Below are 19,120 nucleotides of genomic sequence, written 5' to 3'. Positions count from 1 at the left end.
GGTTAAAAGAGACCCTTGACCTTCCCTGTTTCGACATCAACATCAATGCGTCGGAAAGCGGGGTCTGAAGAGGTGCCGGGCATTAGCTTTATGTCTCCGGCCACGGGCACGATGAATCCGGCCCCATTATAAACAAGAATATCTCGTATCGGAAGAGTCCACCCTGAAGGCCGGCCTTTCAGCGTAGGATCGTGGGATAGACTCAGGTGAGTTTTAACCATGCAAGTGGCAAAGTTCGATTTAGAAATGTCTGCCTCGATAGCTTCCGCTTTTGTCCTGGCCTCAGGTGTGTAGCTGACTCCGGCGGCCCCATAGACTTCAGTCGCAATCTTTTCAATGCGGGCTCTCAAGGACAAAGCATCTTCATACAGCAGTCTGAAATCGTTTTTCTCTTCGCAGGCATCGATCACCGCGTCGGCCAATTCGAGGGCACCTTCGCCACCAAGCAGCCAATGCCTGGATACAGCAGCGCGGGCTCCGGCATTCTCAACAGCATCTTTTATTACTGCGATTTCTTCATCTGAATCGGTGTGGAAATTATTGATGCAAACCACTGGATTGATTCCGGATACTTTGACTGTCTCGATATGGGCCAGGAGGTTCGCTAATCCTCTCTCAACCAGAGCAGGGTCGGACTGGGTGTAAGTCACGTCCAACGGCTTCCCCGGGACTACCTTGGGCCCGCCGCCGTGCATCTTCAATGCACGGACCGTAGCCACTATTACAGCGCAATTGGGTCTCAAGCCACTTACGCGGCATTTGATATTCCAAAATTTTTCGAACCCGATATCGGCTCCGAAACCGCTTTCGGTGACGTGATAATCGGACAATTTCAATGCCACTCTGTCGGCGACGATGGAAGACTGTCCAACAGCGATATTGGCAAACGGCCCGGCATGGACCATCACCGGCTGCCCTTCAGTAGTCTGCAACAAATTGGGGTTTGACGCCCGGACGAGCCACGCAGTCATGGCACCATCTACTTCAAGATCGTGGGTGGTGATAGGGTTGCCCTGCCGGTCATAAGCCACAACGATGCGGCCGATACGTTCCCGGAGGTCACGAAGACTGGTGAAGATCGCCAGGATAGCCATTACCTCGGAACTTACCGAGATGGCAAATCCGGATCTCATCATGTAGCCATCGTTCTTGCCGCCAAGGCCTATGATGATATCCCTGAGAGACTGGGCGCAGAAATCAATCACCCAACGCATCGGCACGTTGGTCGGATCTATGTTCAATCTTCGGAGGTTTCGTTTGGCCAAAAACTCGTCGTTGTTGGTTGCTTCGTGCTGTAAACGGGCCGTCAAGGAGACCATCGCGAGATTGTGCGCGTTGGTTACCGAGTCTATATCGCCGGTTAGTCCCAGTGAAAAAGGTGTCAGCGGTATGCACTGCGAGAGTCCCCCTCCCGCCGCCGATCCCTTGATATTGAACGTCGGCCCGCCCGAAGGCTGGCGGATGGCACCGGAAACCTTATCATTCCTTTTTGCCAGACCCTGGACCAATCCGATGGTCGTGGTGCTCTTGCCCTCGCCGAGAGGAGTGGGCGTGATGGCGGTGACATCGATGTATTTTCCATCGGGACGTTCTTTTAGGCGGTCTAAGACCGCGGCATAGTCGACCTTGCCGAGATGGTGGCCATAAGGCAACAGTTCATTGTCAAGGATCCCCCATTCCGAAGCCAATCGGTGCACCGATTTCATCGACTTTTCGGCTTCTTCGGCAATCTGCCAGTCTTGAAGTTTGGTAGGATCGAGCATCTTTCGGCGCCTTCCAATGCACCAGATTAACATGCCGGGTTTATAAGAGTAATAGTCCAGTATAATTTGGCCCTGCCGCCTCGTCAAGGTTCACAGTATCAGGATTAATCATAACGGTCAATTGTGCCCGATTTGAGACAATTACTTTGTAGTATTAGGACTTGACCCCTGTGGGAACATCTGCTATGCTTTGGCGGGTTTTTGAGGCAGGGATGAACCGATGGCGAACCGGCCTGCAGTTCATCGGAATCGGCTGGTACATCAGTCTGACGATCTTGGGAGGAATTCTCCTGGGTCGCTGGCTTGATGGTAAGCTGAACACCGAGCCTCTGCTCTTGATAATTGGCCTTTTCCTGGGTTTGTTCGTGGCGTTTTATGGCGCCTATCGCCTGATGCCGCGCCAGTACGACAACAAGAAATAGCACGAGGGAAGACCGGTAGTGCCTGAGACAGCACAGAAGAAAAAGATCATCGGATTGTCCAAAGGGACATTCATCCTCATCCTCCTGGTCATCCTGGGTCTAAGTATCGTTAGCTTCCTGGCGGGCGCTGTAGGACAAGAAATAATCGGCGCCGATATGCCCAGTTGGATGATCGTCGATAAACCGGCGCCGGAACTCCCGGCTGAGGCCATCGGACACATCGGCGGTATTGCCATAACCAACACTATGCTAACCGCTTGGATATCCATGATAACGGTTGTGCTGCTCTTCTGGGCTGCCACCAGGAAGATGAAACTGGTGCCCGGGCGCTTGCAATCCTTCGCTGAATCTGTGATTACCTATCTGTTTGATTTTTGTACCGATATTGCCGGCGAGAAAAACGGCCGGCGATTCTTTCCCCTGGTTGCCACCATCTTCCTTTTCGTCATAACTAATGCCTGGATGAACCTCATTCCTGGCTATGGTTCAATTCTCATTGCGGGAGAACACGGCAACGTGCCACTGCTACGGGGCGCCAACACCGACATCAACTTCCCCCTGGTGCTAGCGGTCATTTCCTTTGTCATGGTCACCTATTGGGGGCTCAAGAGCGTTGGATTCGTGCACTTCATGAGCACCTTCTTCAATTTCAAGAAATTCGGACGCGGTGTGAAGCAGTTGTTCACCGGACACTTGAAAGATGGTCTTGGCAACATTCTGATGGGCTTGATGGACATTTTTATCGGCTTCATCGAACTCCTATCTTACCTGATACGGATGGTCTCGTTTACCTTCCGTCTTTTTGGCAACATGACCGGTGGAGAAATCCTCCTCCTATCTATCGCTTTCCTGGTACCGTTTGTTTTCGCCACAGTATTTTATGGCCTGGAGTTGTTCTTCGGCTACATCCAGGCTCTAATATTCGGCGGTTTAACCCTCGTCTTTGCTCATATGGCGGTTTCTTCCCATGGGGGAGAAGAAGAACCTCACACAGAGAGCTCTCACAGCTAAAATAATCACTATTCAAGGAAAGGAGACATTATCTTGGACGCGGAAGCAGCGAAACTCTTGGCAGCAGGTTTAGCAATTGGTTTGGGTGCTATCGGCCCCGGCGTAGGTCTTGGTCTGGTGGGCATGGGCGCGGTTCAAGCGGTTAGCCGCAATCCCGAAGCCCGCGGTTTGGTTTTCACCAACTTCCTGTTCGCCCTGGCTCTGACCGAAGCCGTCGCCATTTATGCCCTGGTCATTTCTATCGTCTTGATCTTCGTGGCTTAAGTTAGGGGGTATACCAATGGGAGAACTACTCTCAGAACTAGGGATTAATCTGCCCTCTTTCATAGCTCAACTGGTCAACTTTCTGATCCTATTCGGGTTGTTGTACCTGGTGGCTTATAAGCCTGTCCTGAAGATGCTGGATGAGCGGTCCAACAAGGTCAAATCCAGTCTCGAACAGGCAGAGATCATTAAAGCCCAGGCGGAGAAGGCCCAAGAGGATTTCAAGGTCCAGATCGCTGAAGCCTCGAAACAAGGCCAAATGGTGATCGAGCGCGCCTCCAAAACCGGTGATGAAATTCGGGAAAAAGCTAAAGCAGAAGCTCAGGCTGAAGCTGAGGCCCTCATAGCCCGGGCTAAAGCAGAAATCCGGCGTGAAAGAGATGAAGTTATTGACGAACTACGCAAGGAGTTCGCCGATCTTACGATTCTCGCTGCCGGTAAAGTGATCGGAAAATCCCTTGATAAAACGGCACATCGCGAAATGATTAACCAGGTCCTCGAAGAGAGTGCCGGGTTGAGAAAGAACTAGGGCTACTTTGGGTAAAAGCGCCTACGCTCAGGCCATGCGGTACGGCCAAGCAGTTTTTGAGACCGCCGCACAACACCAGAACTTCAACACCTGGCGTGACAATATGGAAACCCTGGTCCGCATGGTGCAAGATCGGGACGTGCTCTTTTTTCTTGAGAACCCAAGAGTTCCAATCGCCAACAAACGCGAGATACTGGAGCCCAAACTGAAGGGCGTTAACCCAATGGCGGTCAATTTATTGTACTTGCTCGTTGAGCGCGGTGGTTTGTCGATGATGCCTGATATTTTTGCCGACTATCAGCGGCGGCTGGATGACTTGTATGGAATAGCCCACGCCAAGGTAACAGCCGCAATCCCATTATCCGATACTGAGACTGCCGAGGTTAGGCAAAAACTCGGTACCATGTTCGGCAAACATGTCGACATAACAACAAAAGTAGATCCATCGATCCTTGGCGGTATCGTAGCTAGGGTGGGTGATAAAGTAATTGACGGCAGCGTTTCTCGCCGTCTCGAAAATCTGAAACGAGAAATTAACCAGGTCAGGCTATAAACTGGCCGGCTCCAGAAGGAGTTTTTAACATGGCTCAAAAGGGACTTGATATCGTTGCTGTCATCAAAGAGCAAATTGAAAGCTTCGGCGCAGAAGTAGCGGTTACCGATGTCGGAACAGTAATAGAGGTTGGCGACGGCATCGCCCGCATTCACGGCCTAGCCTCGGCTGAATACAATGAGCTTCTTGAGTTCCCCAACGGGGTTATGGGCATTGTCCTAAACCTGGAAGAGGACTCAGTGGCAGCTGTGCTGTTAGGCGAAGATACCCTTATCAAAGAAGGGGACGAGGTCAGGCGCACCAACAGGGTAGTCGAAGTCCCGGTTGGACCGGAGATGATTGGCCGCGTCGTCAATCCCCTTGGTCAACCCGTAGATGGCAAAGGACCGATCAAGACCTCCCGAAGGCGTGCCGTCGAACGTGTCGCACCCAATGTCGTTACCCGTAAGGGCGTTGATACCCCGGTGCAGACAGGCATCAAGGCCATCGATTCGATGATCCCTGTCGGACGAGGTCAGCGCGAACTGATCATCGGCGACCGCTCAACCGGCAAAACGGCAGTAGCCCTCGACACTATCATCAATCAGAAGGGCGGCGATCTCATCTGCATCTATGTAGCCATCGGCTTGAAGACCTCCAAGATCGCGCAGGTCGTTGGTACTTTGGAAAAATATGGCGCAATGGCCCATACCATCGTTGTAGCCGCCTCTGCTTCCGATCCGGCTGCTTTCCAGTATCTAGCACCTTTCTCCGGTTGTGCCATGGGTGAGGAATTCATGGACACCGGCAAGGAAGCCTTAATCGTCTATGACGATCTGACTAAACATGCGTGGGCTTACCGTCAGCTATCGCTTCTGTTACGCCGCCCGCCAGGCCGTGAAGCCTATCCTGGCGACGTATTTTACCTGCATTCTCGCTTGCTGGAACGTGCCGCCAAGTTGAACAAGGAAAACGGCGGCGGCTCGCTGACCGCTTTACCAATCATCGAAACTCAGGCGCAGGACGTCTCGGCCTATATCCCCACCAACGTCATCTCAATTACTGACGGGCAGATATACCTGGAACCTGACCTCTTCAACGCTGGCATCCGTCCGGCTCTGAACGTGGGTATCTCTGTTTCCCGTGTAGGTTCGGCGGCTCAAACCAAAGCTATGAAAAAGGTTGCCGGTCGCCTGAAATTGGAAATGAGCCAGTACCAGGCCTTGGCTGCTTTTGCGCAGTTCGGTACATCCGAACTCGACAAAGCTACGCGTGCTCAGATCGAACGCGGCCAGCGTATCACTGAAGTACTGAAACAGCTCCAGTACCGACCAGTACCTATGGAAAACCAGGTTATCATTTTCTTCGCCCTCTTGAACGGATTCCTCGATGACGTCGCAGTGGCCTCTGTCTCTCGATTTGAGACCAGCCTCTATCAGTTCCTATCAGCCAATTACCCCAACATTGCCAAGACTATCGCCGAGACCAAGAACTTCACTCCAGAGATCGAGGCCGTTCTCAAGGGCGCTCTGGCTGAATTTAAGAAAAGTTTCGTGGCCTAAGGAAGGATCAGACGATAAATGGCTAATCTAAGAGCCATACGGCTGCGGATCCGCGGCGTTAAGAATATCGCCAAGATCACCCGCGCCATGGAGATGATCGCAGCCTCCAAGATGCGCAAGGCGCAGGATCGTGGTTTGGCAGGTCGTCCTTATAGCCAGAAGATCACTGCTGTTATCGCTGCGCTTTCAGCGCGCTCAGGCGGCAAAGCAGGGCACCCGCTCCTGGAGCAAAGACCTGTGAAAAAGATTGCCATTCTGCATATTTCTCCGGACCGCGGGTTATCAGGCGGTCTGGTAGGCAATATCAATCGGGCGACGCTCGCCTTTTCCATCGAACGTAAGAGTACTCCGATGAAAATGGTCGTCGTCGGAAAAAAAGGTTTGGACTTCATGCGGCGCTCACAACGGAATATCGTGGCCGAGTTTACCGGTTTGGGCGATAAACCAAACCTCATTGATACGATACCGATCTCCCGGATTATCATGGATGATTTTAAATCCGGTGCTGTCGATGAAGTCTATGTCGCTTACAGCCAGTTCGTCTCGACTTTGGTGCAAAAACCGGAAATCGTCAAACTACTACCGGTTGAACCCGCCCAGATTCCACCCCAGCAGAATGTGGAATATATCTTTGAACCTGATGCTGCAGGAGTCCTAGGCGCTTTGTTACCTCGTTACATCGAGATGAAGGTTTACCATTTGATACTTGAGTCAATAGCGTCCGAACAGTCAGCCCGGATGGTAGCCATGAGAAACGCCACCCAGAACGCCAACGAACTCGTCGGCGAACTTACACTCGAATACAACAAGGCGCGCCAGGAGTCTATTACTTCAGAATTGCTCGATATCGTCGGCGGTGTGGCAGCGCTGGCATAACTCTAGGAGGATTTGATGGCCAAAGGTAAAGTAGTACAGGTTATCGGCTCGGTGGTTGATGTCGAATTCCCATCAGCTGAGCTTCCGGCCCTTTTTAATGCCGTTGAAATCAACAACAAAGGCGAGCGCATTGTGCTTGAGGTTCAGGCGCACGTTGGTAACAACTGGGTAAGATGCCTCTCGTTCATGCCGACCGATGGCTTGGCCCGAGGCACCGAGGTCGTTGACACCGGCGCTCCGGTCAGTGTACCTGTCGGACAAGGCGCACTTGGTCGTATCTTTAACGTGTTAGGCGAACCCCTCGACAGCGAGGGTGAGGTAAAAACCACGGAGCGCTGGCCTATTCATCGGAATGCGCCGCCTTTCGATCAACAGGAAACGACGGCTCAGATGCTGGAAACAGGCATTAAGGTCATCGACCTGATCACTCCTTTCGCCCGCGGCGGTAAGATCGGCGCCTACGGCGGTGCCGGCGTCGGAAAAACAGTTATCATCCAGGAGCTCATCCGCAACATCGCGTCGGAGCACGGCGGCTTTTCCGTATTCGCCGGTGTCGGCGAACGGTCTCGCGAAGGTAATGACCTGTGGCATGAAATGAAGGACTCCGGCGTTATCGCCAAGACAGCACTCGTCTTTGGCCAGATGAACGAGCTCCCCGCGGTTCGTCTGCGAATTGCTTTAACCGGACTAACAATGGCAGAATACTTCCGCGATGTTGAGCATCGGGACGTTCTCCTCTTTATCGACAACATCTACCGGTACACCCTGGCCGGCGTTGAGGTGTCGGCTCTTCTGGGCCGTATGCCCTCCGCCGTCGGTTACCAGCCGACGCTGGCCACCGAAATGGGCGCTCTTCAGGAGCGCATCACTACCACCAAGGACGGCTCGATCACCTCATTCCAAGCCATTTACGTTCCGGCCGATGACTACACTGATCCTGGTGTCGTCGCAACATTCGGCCACCTCGACGCGGTTATCGCTCTCGAGCGCTCTCTGGCTGCTCAGGCCTTATTCCCTGCCGTCGATCCGTTAGCGTCAAACTCCCGCATCCTGGATCCAATTGTCGTCGGTGAAGAGCATTATCGTACCGCCCGGGAAGTACAGCGCGTTTTGCAGCGCTACAAGGACCTCCAGGACGTCATCGCCATCCTCGGTATGGAAGAACTCTCGGAAGAAGACAAGGCAACCGTGGCCCGCGCCCGGAAGATCCAGCGTTTCCTGACGCAGCCATTCTTCGTTTCCGAGATCTTCACCGGGCGACCGGGCAAATATGTTTCCCTGTCAGAAACCATCCGTGGTTTTAAGGAAATCCTAGAAGGCAAACATGACGCTCTGCCGGAGCAAGCCTTCTACATGGTCGGTACCATTGACGAAGCGGTCGAAGCCGCAGCCAAAATGGCGGCATAGCGACAATTGAACTAGAATAATGATTAAAGGTTTCGGAGTCGGAATTTGGCAACGATAAGACTGGAAGTGGTAACCCCGGAACGGAGCGTCTTTTCCGACGATGTTGACATTGTGGTTGCTCCGGGAATTGAAGGCGAACTCGGTATCCTGCCGAAGCACGCGCCCCTGATGACAGCCCTAAAAACCGGAGAACTCCGCGCTCGTAAGGGATCAGAAGAATACTCCTTGTGTGTTGCCGGCGGCTTTTTGGAGGTCAGGCCAGATCGAGTGATCGTCTTGGCTGATACCTGCGAACGGGCTGAGGATATTGACCTTGCCCGTGCGGAGGAAGCCCGGAAACGCGCTGAGCAGCGTATGGCTGAGAAATATGAACCAGGATTCGATGCCGCTGAAAGTGAAGCGGCCTTGCACCGAGCAATGGCCCGCCTTGCCATTGCGGAGAAAGCCAAGCACAGGAAGGGTTCTCTTCGACCACCCCCGGCTTCATAAAGATTGATGTCAGCAAAAGAGCCTCAATTATAATTAAGGCTCTTTTTTATGGCCGAAATCTTAGGTTTAAGCAGATAAAAGTAAAAGGGTGCACCCATGCGCACCCTTTTCAATTAACAGTCATTGGCTAAATTATAAAATTTCTAGGCGGGCTTTTGTGCCGGCTTTAGCAGCTTTCACCCTGATGAGCGTGCGCATCGCTTGCGCGATACGCCCTTGTTTGCCAATAATTCGGCCTTTGTCGGCGTCATCGACTTTGAGAGTCAATTTAAGCCCTTCCTCATCCGGTTCTTCGGTGACCACCACCGCTTCTGGTTTGTCTGCCAGGGATTTGGCGATGTATTCCACTAGCTCTTTCATGGTGGCTCCTTGCAAAGCGATCGTAACTAAAGCACTCCAGCTTTTTTTAGCAATCGGCTTACTGTTTCGGTTGGCTGGGCTCCCTTTGCAATCCAACTTTTTGCCTTATCGGCTTCAACTTTAATTGTTTCGGGATTAGTCATCGGGTCATATTGCCCAACAATCTCAAGAAAGGCGCCGCCGCGGGACGTTTTTGAATCGGCGACAACCATTCTGTAACTCGGTCTTTTTGGGGCACCCATTCTGCGCAGTTTAATTTTCAGCATGCTGGTTTCGGAATACTCTCTTCTTTTTTAGGCTATTATCCAATATGACGTTAATAGTGTCAAATACAAAATAGATTGAAAAACCAATGGACTTAAATGGGCAGATATGCCCTCAATCTTGGCACGGTAATGGAATACCGGATATAATTACATAAAGTGATTATCGATCAATTACACGATTTTAACTTCTCATTTTCAGAAGCCATAAAGCTGCAAAACAATTTAGCTTCAAAGATCATACGAGAAGATCAACCCCTTGATGTCAAATTGATCGCCGGTGTGGACGTATCGATCGGACGGCAGGGGAGTACCGGTAGAGCGGCCGTCGTGGTAATGCACTACCCTTCGTTCGAGATCGCCGCCAGTTCCGTTTACGAGGGTGAAGTAAACATCCCTTATATTCCCGGATTATTGTCCTTCCGGGAATTGCCCCTTATAATTCCGACTATCGAACGATTAAACGTCGTGCCGGACCTGTTCATCGTCGATGGACAGGGGATCGCCCACCCCAGACGGCTGGGAATAGCTTCGCATCTGGGACTTTTTACCGGTAAACCCACTATAGGTTGTGCAAAATCACGCTTATGCGGTGAACACGCGGAAGTCGGGATGCACGTTGGTGATTCCGAGTTCCTGGTCCATGGTGACGACGTCATCGGAAAGGTGGTCCGTACAAAAAAGGGGTGTAAACTAATATACATCTCGATTGGTCATAGGATCAGCCTTGAAACTGCGCTGAACTGGGTGCTTAAATTATGCAAAACTCATAGGCTCCCCGAGCCTGTGCGCCAAGCACACATGGCAGCCGGGCGCTATGGTACCCAGTAGACAATCAATTCATTATTAATGAGTGGAGAACAATGACGGAACTAATATCGAACATCGAAAAATTGTCAGAGCGAATCAAAAACGACTTGGAGCGTCTTTGACATCCCAGCAAAAGAAAAAGAAATTTCCGAACTAGAATACACCACCGGACAAGCCGAATTCTGGCAGGATTCCCAGAAAGCTCAAGCCGCGATGCGGCGTCTCAACGAATTAAAAAAATCCGCCCATCGATGGCGTGACCTGGAGTACAGGTTATCTGAGCTAAGGGAATTGGGCAAGTTGGCGGAAGATGACCCATCACTGTTTACCGATATTCAAAAAGATCTGGATGGGCTTTCCGCTGAACTCGACAAACTTGAATTCGAACTGGCCTACAGCGGGGACTACGACGAACGTAACGCCATCCTTTCGATACATGCCGGCGCCGGTGGGGTCGAAAGCCAGGACTGGGCCGAGATGCTACTGAATATGTACCTTCGTTGGGCTGAACGTCACGATTACGAGACAGAGATACTCGAAATGTCGGCAGGGGATGAGGCAGGCATCAAAAGTGTCACCGTAATTCTTCGCGGGACATACGCTTATGGCAATCTACGAAGCGAACATGGTGTACACAGATTAATCAGGCTTTCGCCGTTCGATTCTGACCATGCCCGGCATACTTCGTTCGCGCTGGTTGAGGTGATGCCTGAAGCGGAGGCCGACGCCGACATTCAGATCAATCCTGAGGATATAAAACTCGAGGCCTACCGATCCAGCGGCGCAGGCGGCCAGAACGTCCAAAAGGTTTCTAGCGCCGTGCGGCTTACTCACCTCCCCACCGGGACCGTAGTAACCGCTCAAACCGAAAGATCGCAGTATCAGAATCGCGAGATAGCCATGAGCCTGCTTAAAGCCCGTCTGCTCAAGCTCAAAATAGCCGAGCAGGAAGCAGAACGCTCACGCCTTAAAGGTGAGCGAATCTCCGCCGAGTGGGGCAGCCAGATCCGCAGTTACGTGTTGCATCCGTACAAAATGGTGAAAGACCATCGGACGGACTATGAAACTGGTAACACCACTGCGGTCCTCGAACAGGGTGACCTCGATCCGTTCATCGATGCCTACTTGAAGTCCCAGATGGTGGGGTGAATTTTTAGTAGAAATGGCGGAGGGTGTGGGATTCGAACCCACGGTCCTCTTGCGAGGACAACGGTTTTCAAGACCGTCACCATAGGCCGCTCGGACAACCCTCCGCGAGAACCGACGGTTATTTTAGCATTACGATGGCATCGATTGCATCAACTGCAGATCGTTGGGACAGCCGGCCGTTGAAACAGGCTTTAAGGGCAGAATATGTGATGCCGCATGTCAGTCACACCGCTCATGGCTTCAATTATGGAGTCGGCAGTGGCTGCGAAATCGGCCAGAGGCTGGATGGTAAATTTGCTGATATGGCTCAGGGGGAAACTCAAGAGTATTTTAGTTAATTCTTCATGTGAAGCCGCGTCGATGATGAATAGACCGCCGCCGTCGGTGAAGCTGTACGCTCCGTCAAGCTTCTTGGATTCCGACAGTTGTTGAACCCACTCTTTGCATGATTCGAGATAATTAAGCTGAGACCTGTGTTCAGCGGTGGTCGAAGTCTGTTGACCGTGAACCATAAATTTCATCTTCGGGCTCCTAAAATTGGTTGCCGTAAAGCCATTTTAGGTTGAGCCCGACACTCGTGTCAAGGAAACCGGTGTGATTTTGCCTTGATTTCCCAAGGGCGTTATAATTGCCGAATTCTACAAGAACATTATGAGGTGATACCTTGGCAAACGAACAAATAAATCCCCAGCTCGCGATGATGCGTCATTCCGCCGCTCATGTGTTAGCGCAGGCGGTAATTGCGCTTTTCCCAGGGGCGAAACTGGGGATAGGTCCTTCGATAGAGACCGGTTTCTATTATGATTTCGAACTTCCTCGGGCGCTGGTGCCTGAAGACCTGCCCTTGATAGAGGCGAAAATGGGCGAGATCATAAAGCAGAATTTGCCTTTCGTCAAAGAAACGGCCTCTAGAGCTGAGGCAGAGAGCACCTTCGCCCAACAGCCGTATAAGCTGGAAATCCTCGCTGATCTACCCGAAGGGGAGGATATCACGCTTTATCGCGACGGCGATTTTGTCGACCTTTGTCGTGGACCTCACGTATCTCATACAGCTCGGATAAAAGCTTTTAAGCTGTTGTCTATTGCCGGGGCTTACTGGCGGGGTGACGAGAAACGTCCGATGCTCCAGCGTATATATGGGACAGCCTTCCCGACCAAGGTGGAACTTGAAGAATATCTGAAAAAGTTGGAAGAGCTTGAAGCCAGGGATCATCGCCGGATAAATAAACAACTTAATTTGTTTGCCACACCTGATGAAATCGGCGGAGGGCTGATCATTTATGGACCGAAGGCGGGGAGAATTCGTACCACCATTGAAGAATTCTGGCGCAAAGAACACTACAACGCAGGCTACGAAATTCTCTATAGTCCCCACATCGGCCGCAGCACTCTTTGGGAGATTTCAGGCCACCTGGCAAACTATAAAGATATCATGTATTCACCCATGGACATTGACGGGCAGGATTACTACGTCAAGCCGATGAACTGCCCGTTTCACATCCTGTATTACAAATCTCAGATGCGCTCATACCGGGATCTTCCCCTTCGATGGTGTGAACTGGGGACGGTTTATCGCTATGAGCGCAGCGGCGTTCTGACCGGATTGCTTCGAGTCCGCGGGTTTACTCAAGATGATGCCCATATCTTCTGCACTCCCGAACAGATCGAAAATGAGATCGCGGAAGTCATCCGTTTCTCTTTCCATATGTGGCAGACGTTTGGTTTCAAGGACTATCAACTCTATCTGGCGACGCGGCCCGAGAAAGCTATCGGGACTGAAGAGCAGTGGCAAAAAGCTGCTGATGTCCTGAGACGCGTCATGGACGCTCAGGGTCTGACCTATAAGGTGGATGAGGGCGGAGGGGCTTTCTATGGACCTAAGATCGATCTCAAGGTGCGTGATGCGCTCGGCCGCGAATGGCAGATGACCACCATACAATTCGATTTCAATCTTCCGGAACGTTTCAAGATGGTATACGTCGGCGCCGATGGCCAGGAACACCGGCCGTATATGGTACACCGTGCGTTGCTAGGGTCCTGGGAACGGTTCTTCGGCCTTTTGATTGAGCACTATGCCGGCGCCTTCCCGTTGTGGCTGCACCCCGTGCAGGTTGCCGTTTTGCCAATCTCTGATAGGCATCTTGAATATGCCCTTAAAATTTACTCAGACCTTAAAGCGGCGGGATTCAGGATGTCGTTCGACGATCGGTCGGAGACCATTAACCAGAAAATCCGGCAATCCCAACTCGATAAAGTACCATGCATGCTGGTAATAGGGGATAAGGAACTACAGGCCAACACCGTGGCTGTGAGGTTAAGGACCGGGGAACAAAAATTCGGCATCACATTCCCACAGTTGGTGGAAGCGTTAAATACCGCCGTCAGAGATCGCTTGGTAAATTTGGCTTTGTAACTTGCTGAAAAAGGTTCGGGAGTGATACAATTTAACGTAAAGTAATCAAATTCTTTTTGGGGGGTTTTCATGCCAATTTATGAATATATCTGCCCTAAGTGCCGAAATACGTTCGAGTTGAGGAGACCGTTCAGCGAGTGCGACGCTATCACGAATTGTCCTTCATGTAATGCCGAATGCGATCGTATTCTCTCTGCTGCGTTCTCCCAGGTTATGGCCACGCCGCGGGACAGCTACTTGCTGACTCAGGATAAGGCCAAAGAAAAGATGTGGCAGTCGCAACGGCGAGCTGAAGACGATAAGATCAAAGATCCCGATCCTTTGAAACGGTGGCGCGAGGAGCGGCAGCAGGCCTGCGGTCGCGGTCCTGAAGCCTGGGTTGAATGGGCTAAGGAAGAACTCGTCAAGCAGGAAAAAGAAAAAGATGAAAAGACAATGAAGGAGACCGCTGAAAAGGATTACGCCAATTGGGCTCGTAAATCCACCACGGTTGATCCTAAAGAAAAAGAACGCTACTGGGCTCTTGGCGAACTCCAGAAAATGGAAGCTGAAGAGCAGGCACGCCAGGAAAAGATGAAATGGAACCCAGACACCGAATCCTGGGAAGAGGAAAAACCTGGGTTTGATTATCCACCGGTGATAAAACCGACAGGACAAAAAAAGGAGAGCCGTTTCGACCGTAAGAAGGTGGAACGCAGCGAAGAATCCGAAGACGAGATACCCGAGGGCGAACAATACCTCTAAACGCCACCGGGCTCGTAGCTCAGTGGTTAGAGCGGGCGGCTCATAACCGCTTGGTCGCAGGTTCGAAACCTGCCGAGCCCACCATATTCTGTACCTAAAGCCGGGGGACTGCTGAGTTCCCCGGCTTCTTTTTGAACATCTTTATCAGGAGATTCGAAAAGATCCCAAAATCAATTATCAATACTTCTACTGGACCCGAACGGGTGATCCTAATTGCGGTTGACACCGGCGGCGTTTCGGATTGGACGGCTGAAGAATCCCTTTCTGAACTGGCGCAACTGGTAAAAACAGCAGGAGGTGTCGTGGTAGGGCGTCTCCTGCAACGTTTACCGCAGCCCCAAAAGATGTCTTATCTGGGAAAAGGGAAGCTCGAGGAGTTGATTGAAACTAGACATACCTGCCAGTATGACACTGCCGTTTTTGATGATGAACTCACACCGTTACAGCAAAGAACGCTCGAAGAAGCCCTGAAAGTCAAGGTCATCGATCGCGTAGCGTTGATCCTCGACATCTTCGCTCGCCACGCCAGAACCCGTGAAGGCAAGCTCCAGGTAGAACTTGCACAGATGCAATATCTGCTGCCGCGTCTGGCTGGTCAATGGAGTCATTTGGAGAGGCTTGGCGGCGGTATTGGAACACGCGGCCCCGGCGAATCGCAACTCGAGACGGACAAACGGATTCTCCAACGGAAAATCAGCCTTTTGGAGTCCAAACTCGACGATGTAAGCCGACAAAGAGATCTTTATCGGCAAAAGAGAAAAAGAGAAGGGATTCCTGTTGCCGCCCTGGTGGGTTATACCAACAGCGGCAAAAGCAGCCTGTTGCGTGCTATGACCAAAGCTGAAGTCCTAGTAGAGGATAAATTGTTTGCAACATTGGATCCGACCACCAGGCGCATGGCATTGCCGGATAATCGTCAGGTTTTAGTAACCGACACCGTTGGATTTATCAAGAAACTTCCTCCAACGATTGTGAAAGCTTTCCGGGCGACCCTGGAAGAACTCTCAGATGCTTCCCTTTTAATTCATGTAATTGACATAACGTCTCCCAACGCGGTAGGGCAGTGTCAAACGGTTGAGAAAATCCTCAGAGAACTGGAACTTAACGAAAAACCACGGATCACCGTATTTAACAAGATTGATTTATTGCCGGATGTTACTTCTTGTAGGGACGAGGCCAGCGTTCTGAATAGACTGAAGGAAAATGACGGGATTCAGCCATCTTGTGCGGTGTTTACCTCGGCGACAAAGCGATGGGGATTGAAAGATCTTACGGAAACCATCGGACGCTTATTGACCAATCAGACTTCTACCGCTTAGCGACAGCGTGTTGATAGGATCGCTCCATGATCTATCGATATTTCACCCGACGGTGTCATCCGGATTTTGATTGGTTACCTTTGGCAGAACGAGAATAGCCTCGTAGGGACGAGTTTTTTACGTTTAATTGGTTCGCACTATATATATTATGGTAATATCGACGTATCAGTAAGCAGTTGACATAACTATAGTGTCAAAATGGCAATCAGCTTTAACGGGATTTGCTGCGGCCTACGGTACCTCTCCAGGCTGAGAGCTTTGACAATCCCTTTACCAGACTTGCATCGGACAAGGTCAGCGACAACCTGACGTAACCTTCGCCCTCGGCGCCGTAACCGGTCCCTGGGGTCACCACAACGCCAACCTGGTCTAGAAGTTCTGTGGCAAAACTGGCTGAGGTGAAACCCTTGGGCACCTTGGCCCACACATAAAGGCTGGCTTGGGGAGTTTGTACTTCAAGGCCCATGTCTTGGAGCGTTTCGACAATTAAATCGCGCCGCCTCTGATAGATTGCGTTATGTCGCGTAATATCGTCTTGAGGTCCTGTCAGTGCTTCAATCGCCGCCAACTGGATGGCTTGAGGAACTCCTGAATCGATATTTGACTTGAATCGTTTCAGGGCATCGATCATCTTGGCATTGCCGACGGCCATGCCCACGCGCCACCCGGTCATGTTGTAGCTCTTCGACAAAGAATGGAACTCGACGCCGACCTCTTTCGATCCGGCAGCCTGAAGGAAACTCGGAGGTCGATATCCGTCATAAGCGACTTCAGTATACGGTCCATCATGACATACGGCGATATCGTGTGCCTTGGCAAAAGCGACAACTTTATCGAAGAAACTGACGTCCGCAATCGCCCCGGTCGGATTATTCGGATAACAGATCCACATCAGTTTGGCTTTTTCGAGAACTTCATGAGGAATTGAGTCTAAGTCCGGCAGGAAATTATTGTCCGCGGTCAGAGGCATATGGTACGGGACCGCATCAGCCAGAGCGGTACTGATGCCATAGACTGGATAAGCTGGATCGGGTATTAGCGCCACATCGCCAGGATTCAACATGCACCAGGCGACGTGCCCGATGCCCTCCTTAGAGCCGATTAAAGGCAAGACTTCAGAATCCGGGTCCAAGACGACATCGAACCGTTGCTGGTACCAGGTGGCAATCGCTCTGCGGAGTTCCGGAAGCCCTTCGGATTCAGGGTAACGGTGGTTGGCCGGATCATGCGCGGCCAGGCACAACCGATCGATTATATTTTTGGGCGTTGGAAGGTCCGGATCGCCGATACCAAAGCTGATAACTTCCTCACCACGTGCTCTTTTTTCAACGATTTTCTTGCTTATGGTTACAAACAGATAAGGCGGTAAATTTTCAATTCTCCGGGCAATTTTCATCAATGGGACCTTTCAGAAATTATTCTATTTGGACCAGCAGCCCGTAAATACGATTTCGGCCTCTCCCGTAAGGTAGACATCACCCTGCCCGGACCATTCGGCTGAGAGTTTCCCCCCCGGTAACTTTATGTCAACCTTATCGCCTGTAAAACCCAGAATCCAAGCTGCTACAGCTACTGCGCAAGCGCCCGATCCGCACGCCAATGTCTCCCCGACCCCGCGTTCCCAAACCCTCATTTCAATCGACCGGCTGTTGATAACCCGAGCAACTTCGAAATTGGTTTTCTTAGGGAACATCGCCGAGGTTTCGACTCTGGGTCCAATTTCAGCCAGTGGGAAATCAGCGACAGCTTTGTCTGTAAAATAAAGCGCATGCGGATTCCCCATGGAGATAAAACCTAGCTTGAGTGAATCGCCGTTGATCAGTAGCGGGTAATTGACCGTCATCCCGCATACCAGGCCGCCCTTTCCGAGTTCGGTTTGGACCGGAATCAACGATGGTTCAAATATCGGGGCGCCCATGCCGATGCGTATCCTCGTGTGATTCGAATCGCGCAAGATTTCGGCTTTCCGGGTTCCGCCGAATGTCTCGATAGCCAAGTTTTTAGCGCTCGAAAGGCCTTTGGAGCTTATGTAATGCACGAGGCAACGGAGCCCATTCCCGCAGGCCTCCGCTTCAGAGCCGTCCGTGTTGAAAATCCGCATCCGGAAATCTGCTTTATCAGACGGCATAAGTAGAAGAAGTCCGTCGGCGCCGACGCCGAAATGCCGGTTGCAGATCGCCTGGGCGACGTCTGACCAGTTGCGTTTGTTGTCAGATGTTTCGATCAACACAAAATCGTTGCCGACGCTCTGTACCTTAGTAAAATCCATATTCTGAATCTGCCTCTTTCCCAAAGTCAGTGATAAGTTGTTTTACATTTTCGAAATACTCGGTCCCGATATCGAACCAGTGAATTCGGTTGTCTTTCAGATTGAACCAGTTGTATTGATGTCTTACCAGGCGATGGGTTTCAGCCTTGATACGTTCGCTTGTTTCCCGCAGGTCCATTTCGCCTCTTAAGTATCCGAGTACCTCTTTATAACCTACGCTTTTCAGCCCCGCCGAATCGGCTCCGTAACCCATTTGGAGGACAGATCTGACTTCTTCGACCAAGCCTTTTTCTAACATTTTATCGACTCGAGCGTCAATGCGACGGTAAAGCTCTTTGCGGTCTGTGGTCAGACCGATTACCAGGATTCGATATGGGAGAGGCTGTTTTATTGCCCGAGCCGAATCATCAGTGGCATTCCCCATCCGTATTTCAAGCGCCCTGATTACTCGACGGACATTGTTTGTGTTGATTTTAGCGGCTGCTGCTGGATCCAATTCTTTTAATTTACCGTACAACACCTCGGCTCCACGAGTCTGCGCTTCATTCTCCAACATTTCTCGCAGTACTTTATTTGGCTCAACTTTGGGTATTTGCCAACCTTCCAATACTGTCCAAACGTACAATCCGCTGCCGCCTACCAGGAAAGGTAACCGATCCCGTGTTTGGACTTCGTTAATTGTTGAATATGTTAATTGTTGAAACTCAGCAAGATTGAAGTCCTTATCGGGTGAGGTTATGTCAACTAAGTGAACGGGGATCCCTTGCTGCTCTTCCAGACTCAGCTTGGCCGTCCCTATGTCCAGATATTTCAAAAGCTGCCGGCTATCGGCGTTGACGATTTCCCCGTTGAATAACCTTGCCAATTTGATGGAAAGATCGCTTTTACCCACCCCGGTAGGACCCACGATGGCGACCAATTTGTTCAAGAATTTGTCA

The 19,120-nt window shown here is 51.2% G+C and carries 21 protein-coding genes and 2 tRNA genes; 15 read left to right on the top strand and 8 right to left on the bottom strand.

Translation table 11 applies throughout. From position 1 onward, the window contains the following. Positions 1 to 2: 2 nt before the first annotated feature. Positions 3 to 1,796, bottom strand: a complete 1,794-nt coding sequence (locus HX448_RS04560; protein ID WP_102330559.1) for a formate--tetrahydrofolate ligase — start codon at positions 1,794 to 1,796, stop codon at positions 3 to 5. A 179-nt stretch (positions 1,797 to 1,975) separates the two neighbouring features. Between HX448_RS04560 and HX448_RS04555 the strand changes: the two genes are divergently transcribed. Genes HX448_RS04555 through HX448_RS04515 form a run of 9 tightly spaced genes read left to right on the top strand, consistent with a single transcriptional unit; the run spans position 1,976 to position 8,855 of the window. Then, a complete protein-coding gene (locus HX448_RS04555) occupies positions 1,976 to 2,185 on the top strand; it encodes an AtpZ/AtpI family protein (RefSeq protein ID WP_102330419.1) in 210 nt (69 codons plus the stop codon). Positions 2,186 to 2,203: 18 nt separating this feature from the next. Then, on the top strand, positions 2,204 to 3,196 hold the full coding sequence (locus HX448_RS04550; protein ID WP_102330420.1) for a F0F1 ATP synthase subunit A: 993 nt from the start codon (positions 2,204 to 2,206) through the stop codon (positions 3,194 to 3,196). 33 nt (positions 3,197 to 3,229) lie between these two features. Beyond that, positions 3,230 to 3,460: an ATP synthase F0 subunit C gene (atpE, locus tag HX448_RS04545; protein WP_102330421.1), complete on the top strand. Its 231-nt coding sequence runs from the start codon at positions 3,230 to 3,232 to the stop codon at positions 3,458 to 3,460. A gap of 16 nt (positions 3,461 to 3,476) precedes the next feature. Then, positions 3,477 to 3,989: a F0F1 ATP synthase subunit B gene (atpF, locus tag HX448_RS04540; RefSeq protein WP_102330422.1), complete on the top strand. Its 513-nt coding sequence runs from the start codon at positions 3,477 to 3,479 to the stop codon at positions 3,987 to 3,989. Between the two features lie 7 nt (positions 3,990 to 3,996). Next, positions 3,997 to 4,542 (top strand): F0F1 ATP synthase subunit delta, encoded by a 546-nt coding sequence (locus tag HX448_RS04535; RefSeq protein ID WP_102330423.1) that lies wholly within the window; start codon positions 3,997 to 3,999, stop codon positions 4,540 to 4,542. Between the two features lie 29 nt (positions 4,543 to 4,571). Continuing rightward, positions 4,572 to 6,083: a F0F1 ATP synthase subunit alpha gene (gene atpA, locus HX448_RS04530; RefSeq protein WP_102330424.1), complete on the top strand. Its 1,512-nt coding sequence runs from the start codon at positions 4,572 to 4,574 to the stop codon at positions 6,081 to 6,083. 18 nt (positions 6,084 to 6,101) lie between these two features. After that, complete coding sequence (gene atpG, locus HX448_RS04525; protein ID WP_102330425.1) at positions 6,102 to 6,959, top strand: ATP synthase F1 subunit gamma; 858 nt, start codon at positions 6,102 to 6,104, stop codon at positions 6,957 to 6,959. A gap of 15 nt (positions 6,960 to 6,974) precedes the next feature. Then, positions 6,975 to 8,366: a F0F1 ATP synthase subunit beta gene (gene atpD, locus HX448_RS04520; protein WP_102330426.1), complete on the top strand. Its 1,392-nt coding sequence runs from the start codon at positions 6,975 to 6,977 to the stop codon at positions 8,364 to 8,366. A 45-nt stretch (positions 8,367 to 8,411) separates the two neighbouring features. Then, positions 8,412 to 8,855: a F0F1 ATP synthase subunit epsilon gene (locus tag HX448_RS04515; protein WP_102330427.1), complete on the top strand. Its 444-nt coding sequence runs from the start codon at positions 8,412 to 8,414 to the stop codon at positions 8,853 to 8,855. 132 nt (positions 8,856 to 8,987) lie between these two features. Here the strand turns inward: HX448_RS04515 and HX448_RS04510 are convergent, their stop codons facing one another. Both HX448_RS04510 and rpsP read right to left on the bottom strand, forming a co-directional pair. After that, entirely contained in the window at positions 8,988 to 9,215 is a 228-nt protein-coding gene (locus HX448_RS04510) for a KH domain-containing protein (RefSeq protein ID WP_102330428.1), read from the bottom strand. Positions 9,216 to 9,241: 26 nt separating this feature from the next. Continuing rightward, a complete protein-coding gene (gene rpsP, locus HX448_RS04505; protein ID WP_102330429.1) occupies positions 9,242 to 9,481 on the bottom strand; it encodes a 30S ribosomal protein S16 in 240 nt (79 codons plus the stop codon). 156 nt (positions 9,482 to 9,637) lie between these two features. On the opposite strand from rpsP, the gene nfi reads away from it, so the two are divergent. Next, on the top strand, positions 9,638 to 10,309 hold the full coding sequence (nfi, locus tag HX448_RS04500) for a deoxyribonuclease V (RefSeq protein WP_102330430.1): 672 nt from the start codon (positions 9,638 to 9,640) through the stop codon (positions 10,307 to 10,309). A 32-nt stretch (positions 10,310 to 10,341) separates the two neighbouring features. Further along, positions 10,342 to 11,437 (top strand): peptide chain release factor 2 gene (gene prfB / locus HX448_RS04495; protein ID WP_102330431.1). Its coding sequence is split into 2 segments (ribosomal slippage): positions 10,342 to 10,407 and positions 10,409 to 11,437, totalling 1,095 coding nucleotides; the frame shifts between segments, so codons are not numbered across the junction. A 14-nt stretch (positions 11,438 to 11,451) separates the two neighbouring features. On the opposite strand, the gene HX448_RS04490 is transcribed toward prfB, so the two are convergent. Both HX448_RS04490 and HX448_RS04485 read right to left on the bottom strand, forming a co-directional pair. Further along, a tRNA-Ser gene (locus HX448_RS04490) sits at positions 11,452 to 11,541 on the bottom strand. Between the two features lie 87 nt (positions 11,542 to 11,628). Beyond that, positions 11,629 to 11,958, bottom strand: coding sequence for a DUF3303 family protein (locus tag HX448_RS04485; protein ID WP_102330432.1), 330 nt, complete (start codon positions 11,956 to 11,958; stop codon positions 11,629 to 11,631). Positions 11,959 to 12,134: 176 nt separating this feature from the next. On the opposite strand from HX448_RS04485, the gene thrS reads away from it, so the two are divergent. From thrS to hflX, 4 genes are all read left to right on the top strand, one after another. Next, a complete protein-coding gene (gene thrS, locus HX448_RS04480; RefSeq protein WP_102330560.1) occupies positions 12,135 to 13,850 on the top strand; it encodes a threonine--tRNA ligase in 1,716 nt (571 codons plus the stop codon). Between the two features lie 69 nt (positions 13,851 to 13,919). Beyond that, positions 13,920 to 14,594 (top strand): FmdB family zinc ribbon protein, encoded by a 675-nt coding sequence (locus HX448_RS04475; RefSeq protein ID WP_102330433.1) that lies wholly within the window; start codon positions 13,920 to 13,922, stop codon positions 14,592 to 14,594. Positions 14,595 to 14,602: 8 nt separating this feature from the next. Further along, a tRNA-Ile gene (locus HX448_RS04470) sits at positions 14,603 to 14,678 on the top strand. 47 nt (positions 14,679 to 14,725) lie between these two features. Beyond that, on the top strand, positions 14,726 to 15,913 hold the full coding sequence (hflX, locus tag HX448_RS04465) for a GTPase HflX (RefSeq protein WP_226846856.1): 1,188 nt from the start codon (positions 14,726 to 14,728) through the stop codon (positions 15,911 to 15,913). Between the two features lie 211 nt (positions 15,914 to 16,124). On the opposite strand, the gene HX448_RS04460 is transcribed toward hflX, so the two are convergent. Genes HX448_RS04460 through miaA form a run of 3 tightly spaced genes read right to left on the bottom strand, consistent with a single transcriptional unit; the run spans position 16,125 to position 19,110 of the window. After that, positions 16,125 to 17,309 carry an LL-diaminopimelate aminotransferase gene (locus tag HX448_RS04460; protein ID WP_102330434.1) on the bottom strand — a complete coding sequence of 395 codons (1,185 nt, stop codon included), beginning with the start codon at positions 17,307 to 17,309 and terminating at the stop codon, positions 16,125 to 16,127. Positions 17,310 to 17,333: 24 nt separating this feature from the next. Beyond that, positions 17,334 to 18,182 (bottom strand): diaminopimelate epimerase, encoded by an 849-nt coding sequence (gene dapF / locus HX448_RS04455; RefSeq protein ID WP_102330435.1) that lies wholly within the window; start codon positions 18,180 to 18,182, stop codon positions 17,334 to 17,336. Beyond that, positions 18,169 to 19,110, bottom strand: coding sequence for a tRNA (adenosine(37)-N6)-dimethylallyltransferase MiaA (gene miaA / locus HX448_RS04450; RefSeq protein WP_102330436.1), 942 nt, complete (start codon positions 19,108 to 19,110; stop codon positions 18,169 to 18,171). Before miaA ends, dapF begins: the two co-directional genes overlap by 14 nt. Positions 19,111 to 19,120 lie beyond the last annotated feature (10 nt).

The sequence above is a fragment of the Dehalogenimonas etheniformans genome (genome assembly GCF_014672715.2).
In the GTDB taxonomy this organism is placed as follows: Bacteria; Chloroflexota; Dehalococcoidia; order Dehalococcoidales; family Dehalococcoidaceae; genus Dehalogenimonas; species Dehalogenimonas etheniformans.
The sequence above is the reverse complement of the archived record's forward strand: the minus strand, read 5'-3'. Positions and strand labels throughout refer to the sequence as shown.

What these genes read in the sequence shown, in the direction of transcription:
- HX448_RS04560 (WP_102330559.1), bottom strand. Translation starts at nt 1,796, where the DNA reads ATGTTAATCTGGTGCATTGGAAGGCGCCGAAAGATGCTCGATCCTACC.
- HX448_RS04555 (WP_102330419.1), top strand. Translation starts at nt 1,976, where the DNA reads ATGAACCGATGGCGAACCGGCCTGCAGTTCATCGGAATCGGCTGGTAC.
- atpF (WP_102330422.1), top strand. Translation starts at nt 3,477, where the DNA reads ATGGGAGAACTACTCTCAGAACTAGGGATTAATCTGCCCTCTTTCATA.
- atpA (WP_102330424.1), top strand. Translation starts at nt 4,572, where the DNA reads ATGGCTCAAAAGGGACTTGATATCGTTGCTGTCATCAAAGAGCAAATT.
- atpG (WP_102330425.1), top strand. Translation starts at nt 6,102, where the DNA reads ATGGCTAATCTAAGAGCCATACGGCTGCGGATCCGCGGCGTTAAGAAT.
- atpD (WP_102330426.1), top strand. Translation starts at nt 6,975, where the DNA reads ATGGCCAAAGGTAAAGTAGTACAGGTTATCGGCTCGGTGGTTGATGTC.
- HX448_RS04510 (WP_102330428.1), bottom strand. Translation starts at nt 9,215, where the DNA reads ATGAAAGAGCTAGTGGAATACATCGCCAAATCCCTGGCAGACAAACCA.
- rpsP (WP_102330429.1), bottom strand. Translation starts at nt 9,481, where the DNA reads ATGCTGAAAATTAAACTGCGCAGAATGGGTGCCCCAAAAAGACCGAGT.
- HX448_RS04485 (WP_102330432.1), bottom strand. Translation starts at nt 11,958, where the DNA reads ATGAAATTTATGGTTCACGGTCAACAGACTTCGACCACCGCTGAACAC.
- thrS (WP_102330560.1), top strand. Translation starts at nt 12,135, where the DNA reads ATGATGCGTCATTCCGCCGCTCATGTGTTAGCGCAGGCGGTAATTGCG.
- HX448_RS04475 (WP_102330433.1), top strand. Translation starts at nt 13,920, where the DNA reads ATGCCAATTTATGAATATATCTGCCCTAAGTGCCGAAATACGTTCGAG.
- HX448_RS04460 (WP_102330434.1), bottom strand. Translation starts at nt 17,309, where the DNA reads ATGAAAATTGCCCGGAGAATTGAAAATTTACCGCCTTATCTGTTTGTA.
- dapF (WP_102330435.1), bottom strand. Translation starts at nt 18,182, where the DNA reads ATGGATTTTACTAAGGTACAGAGCGTCGGCAACGATTTTGTGTTGATC.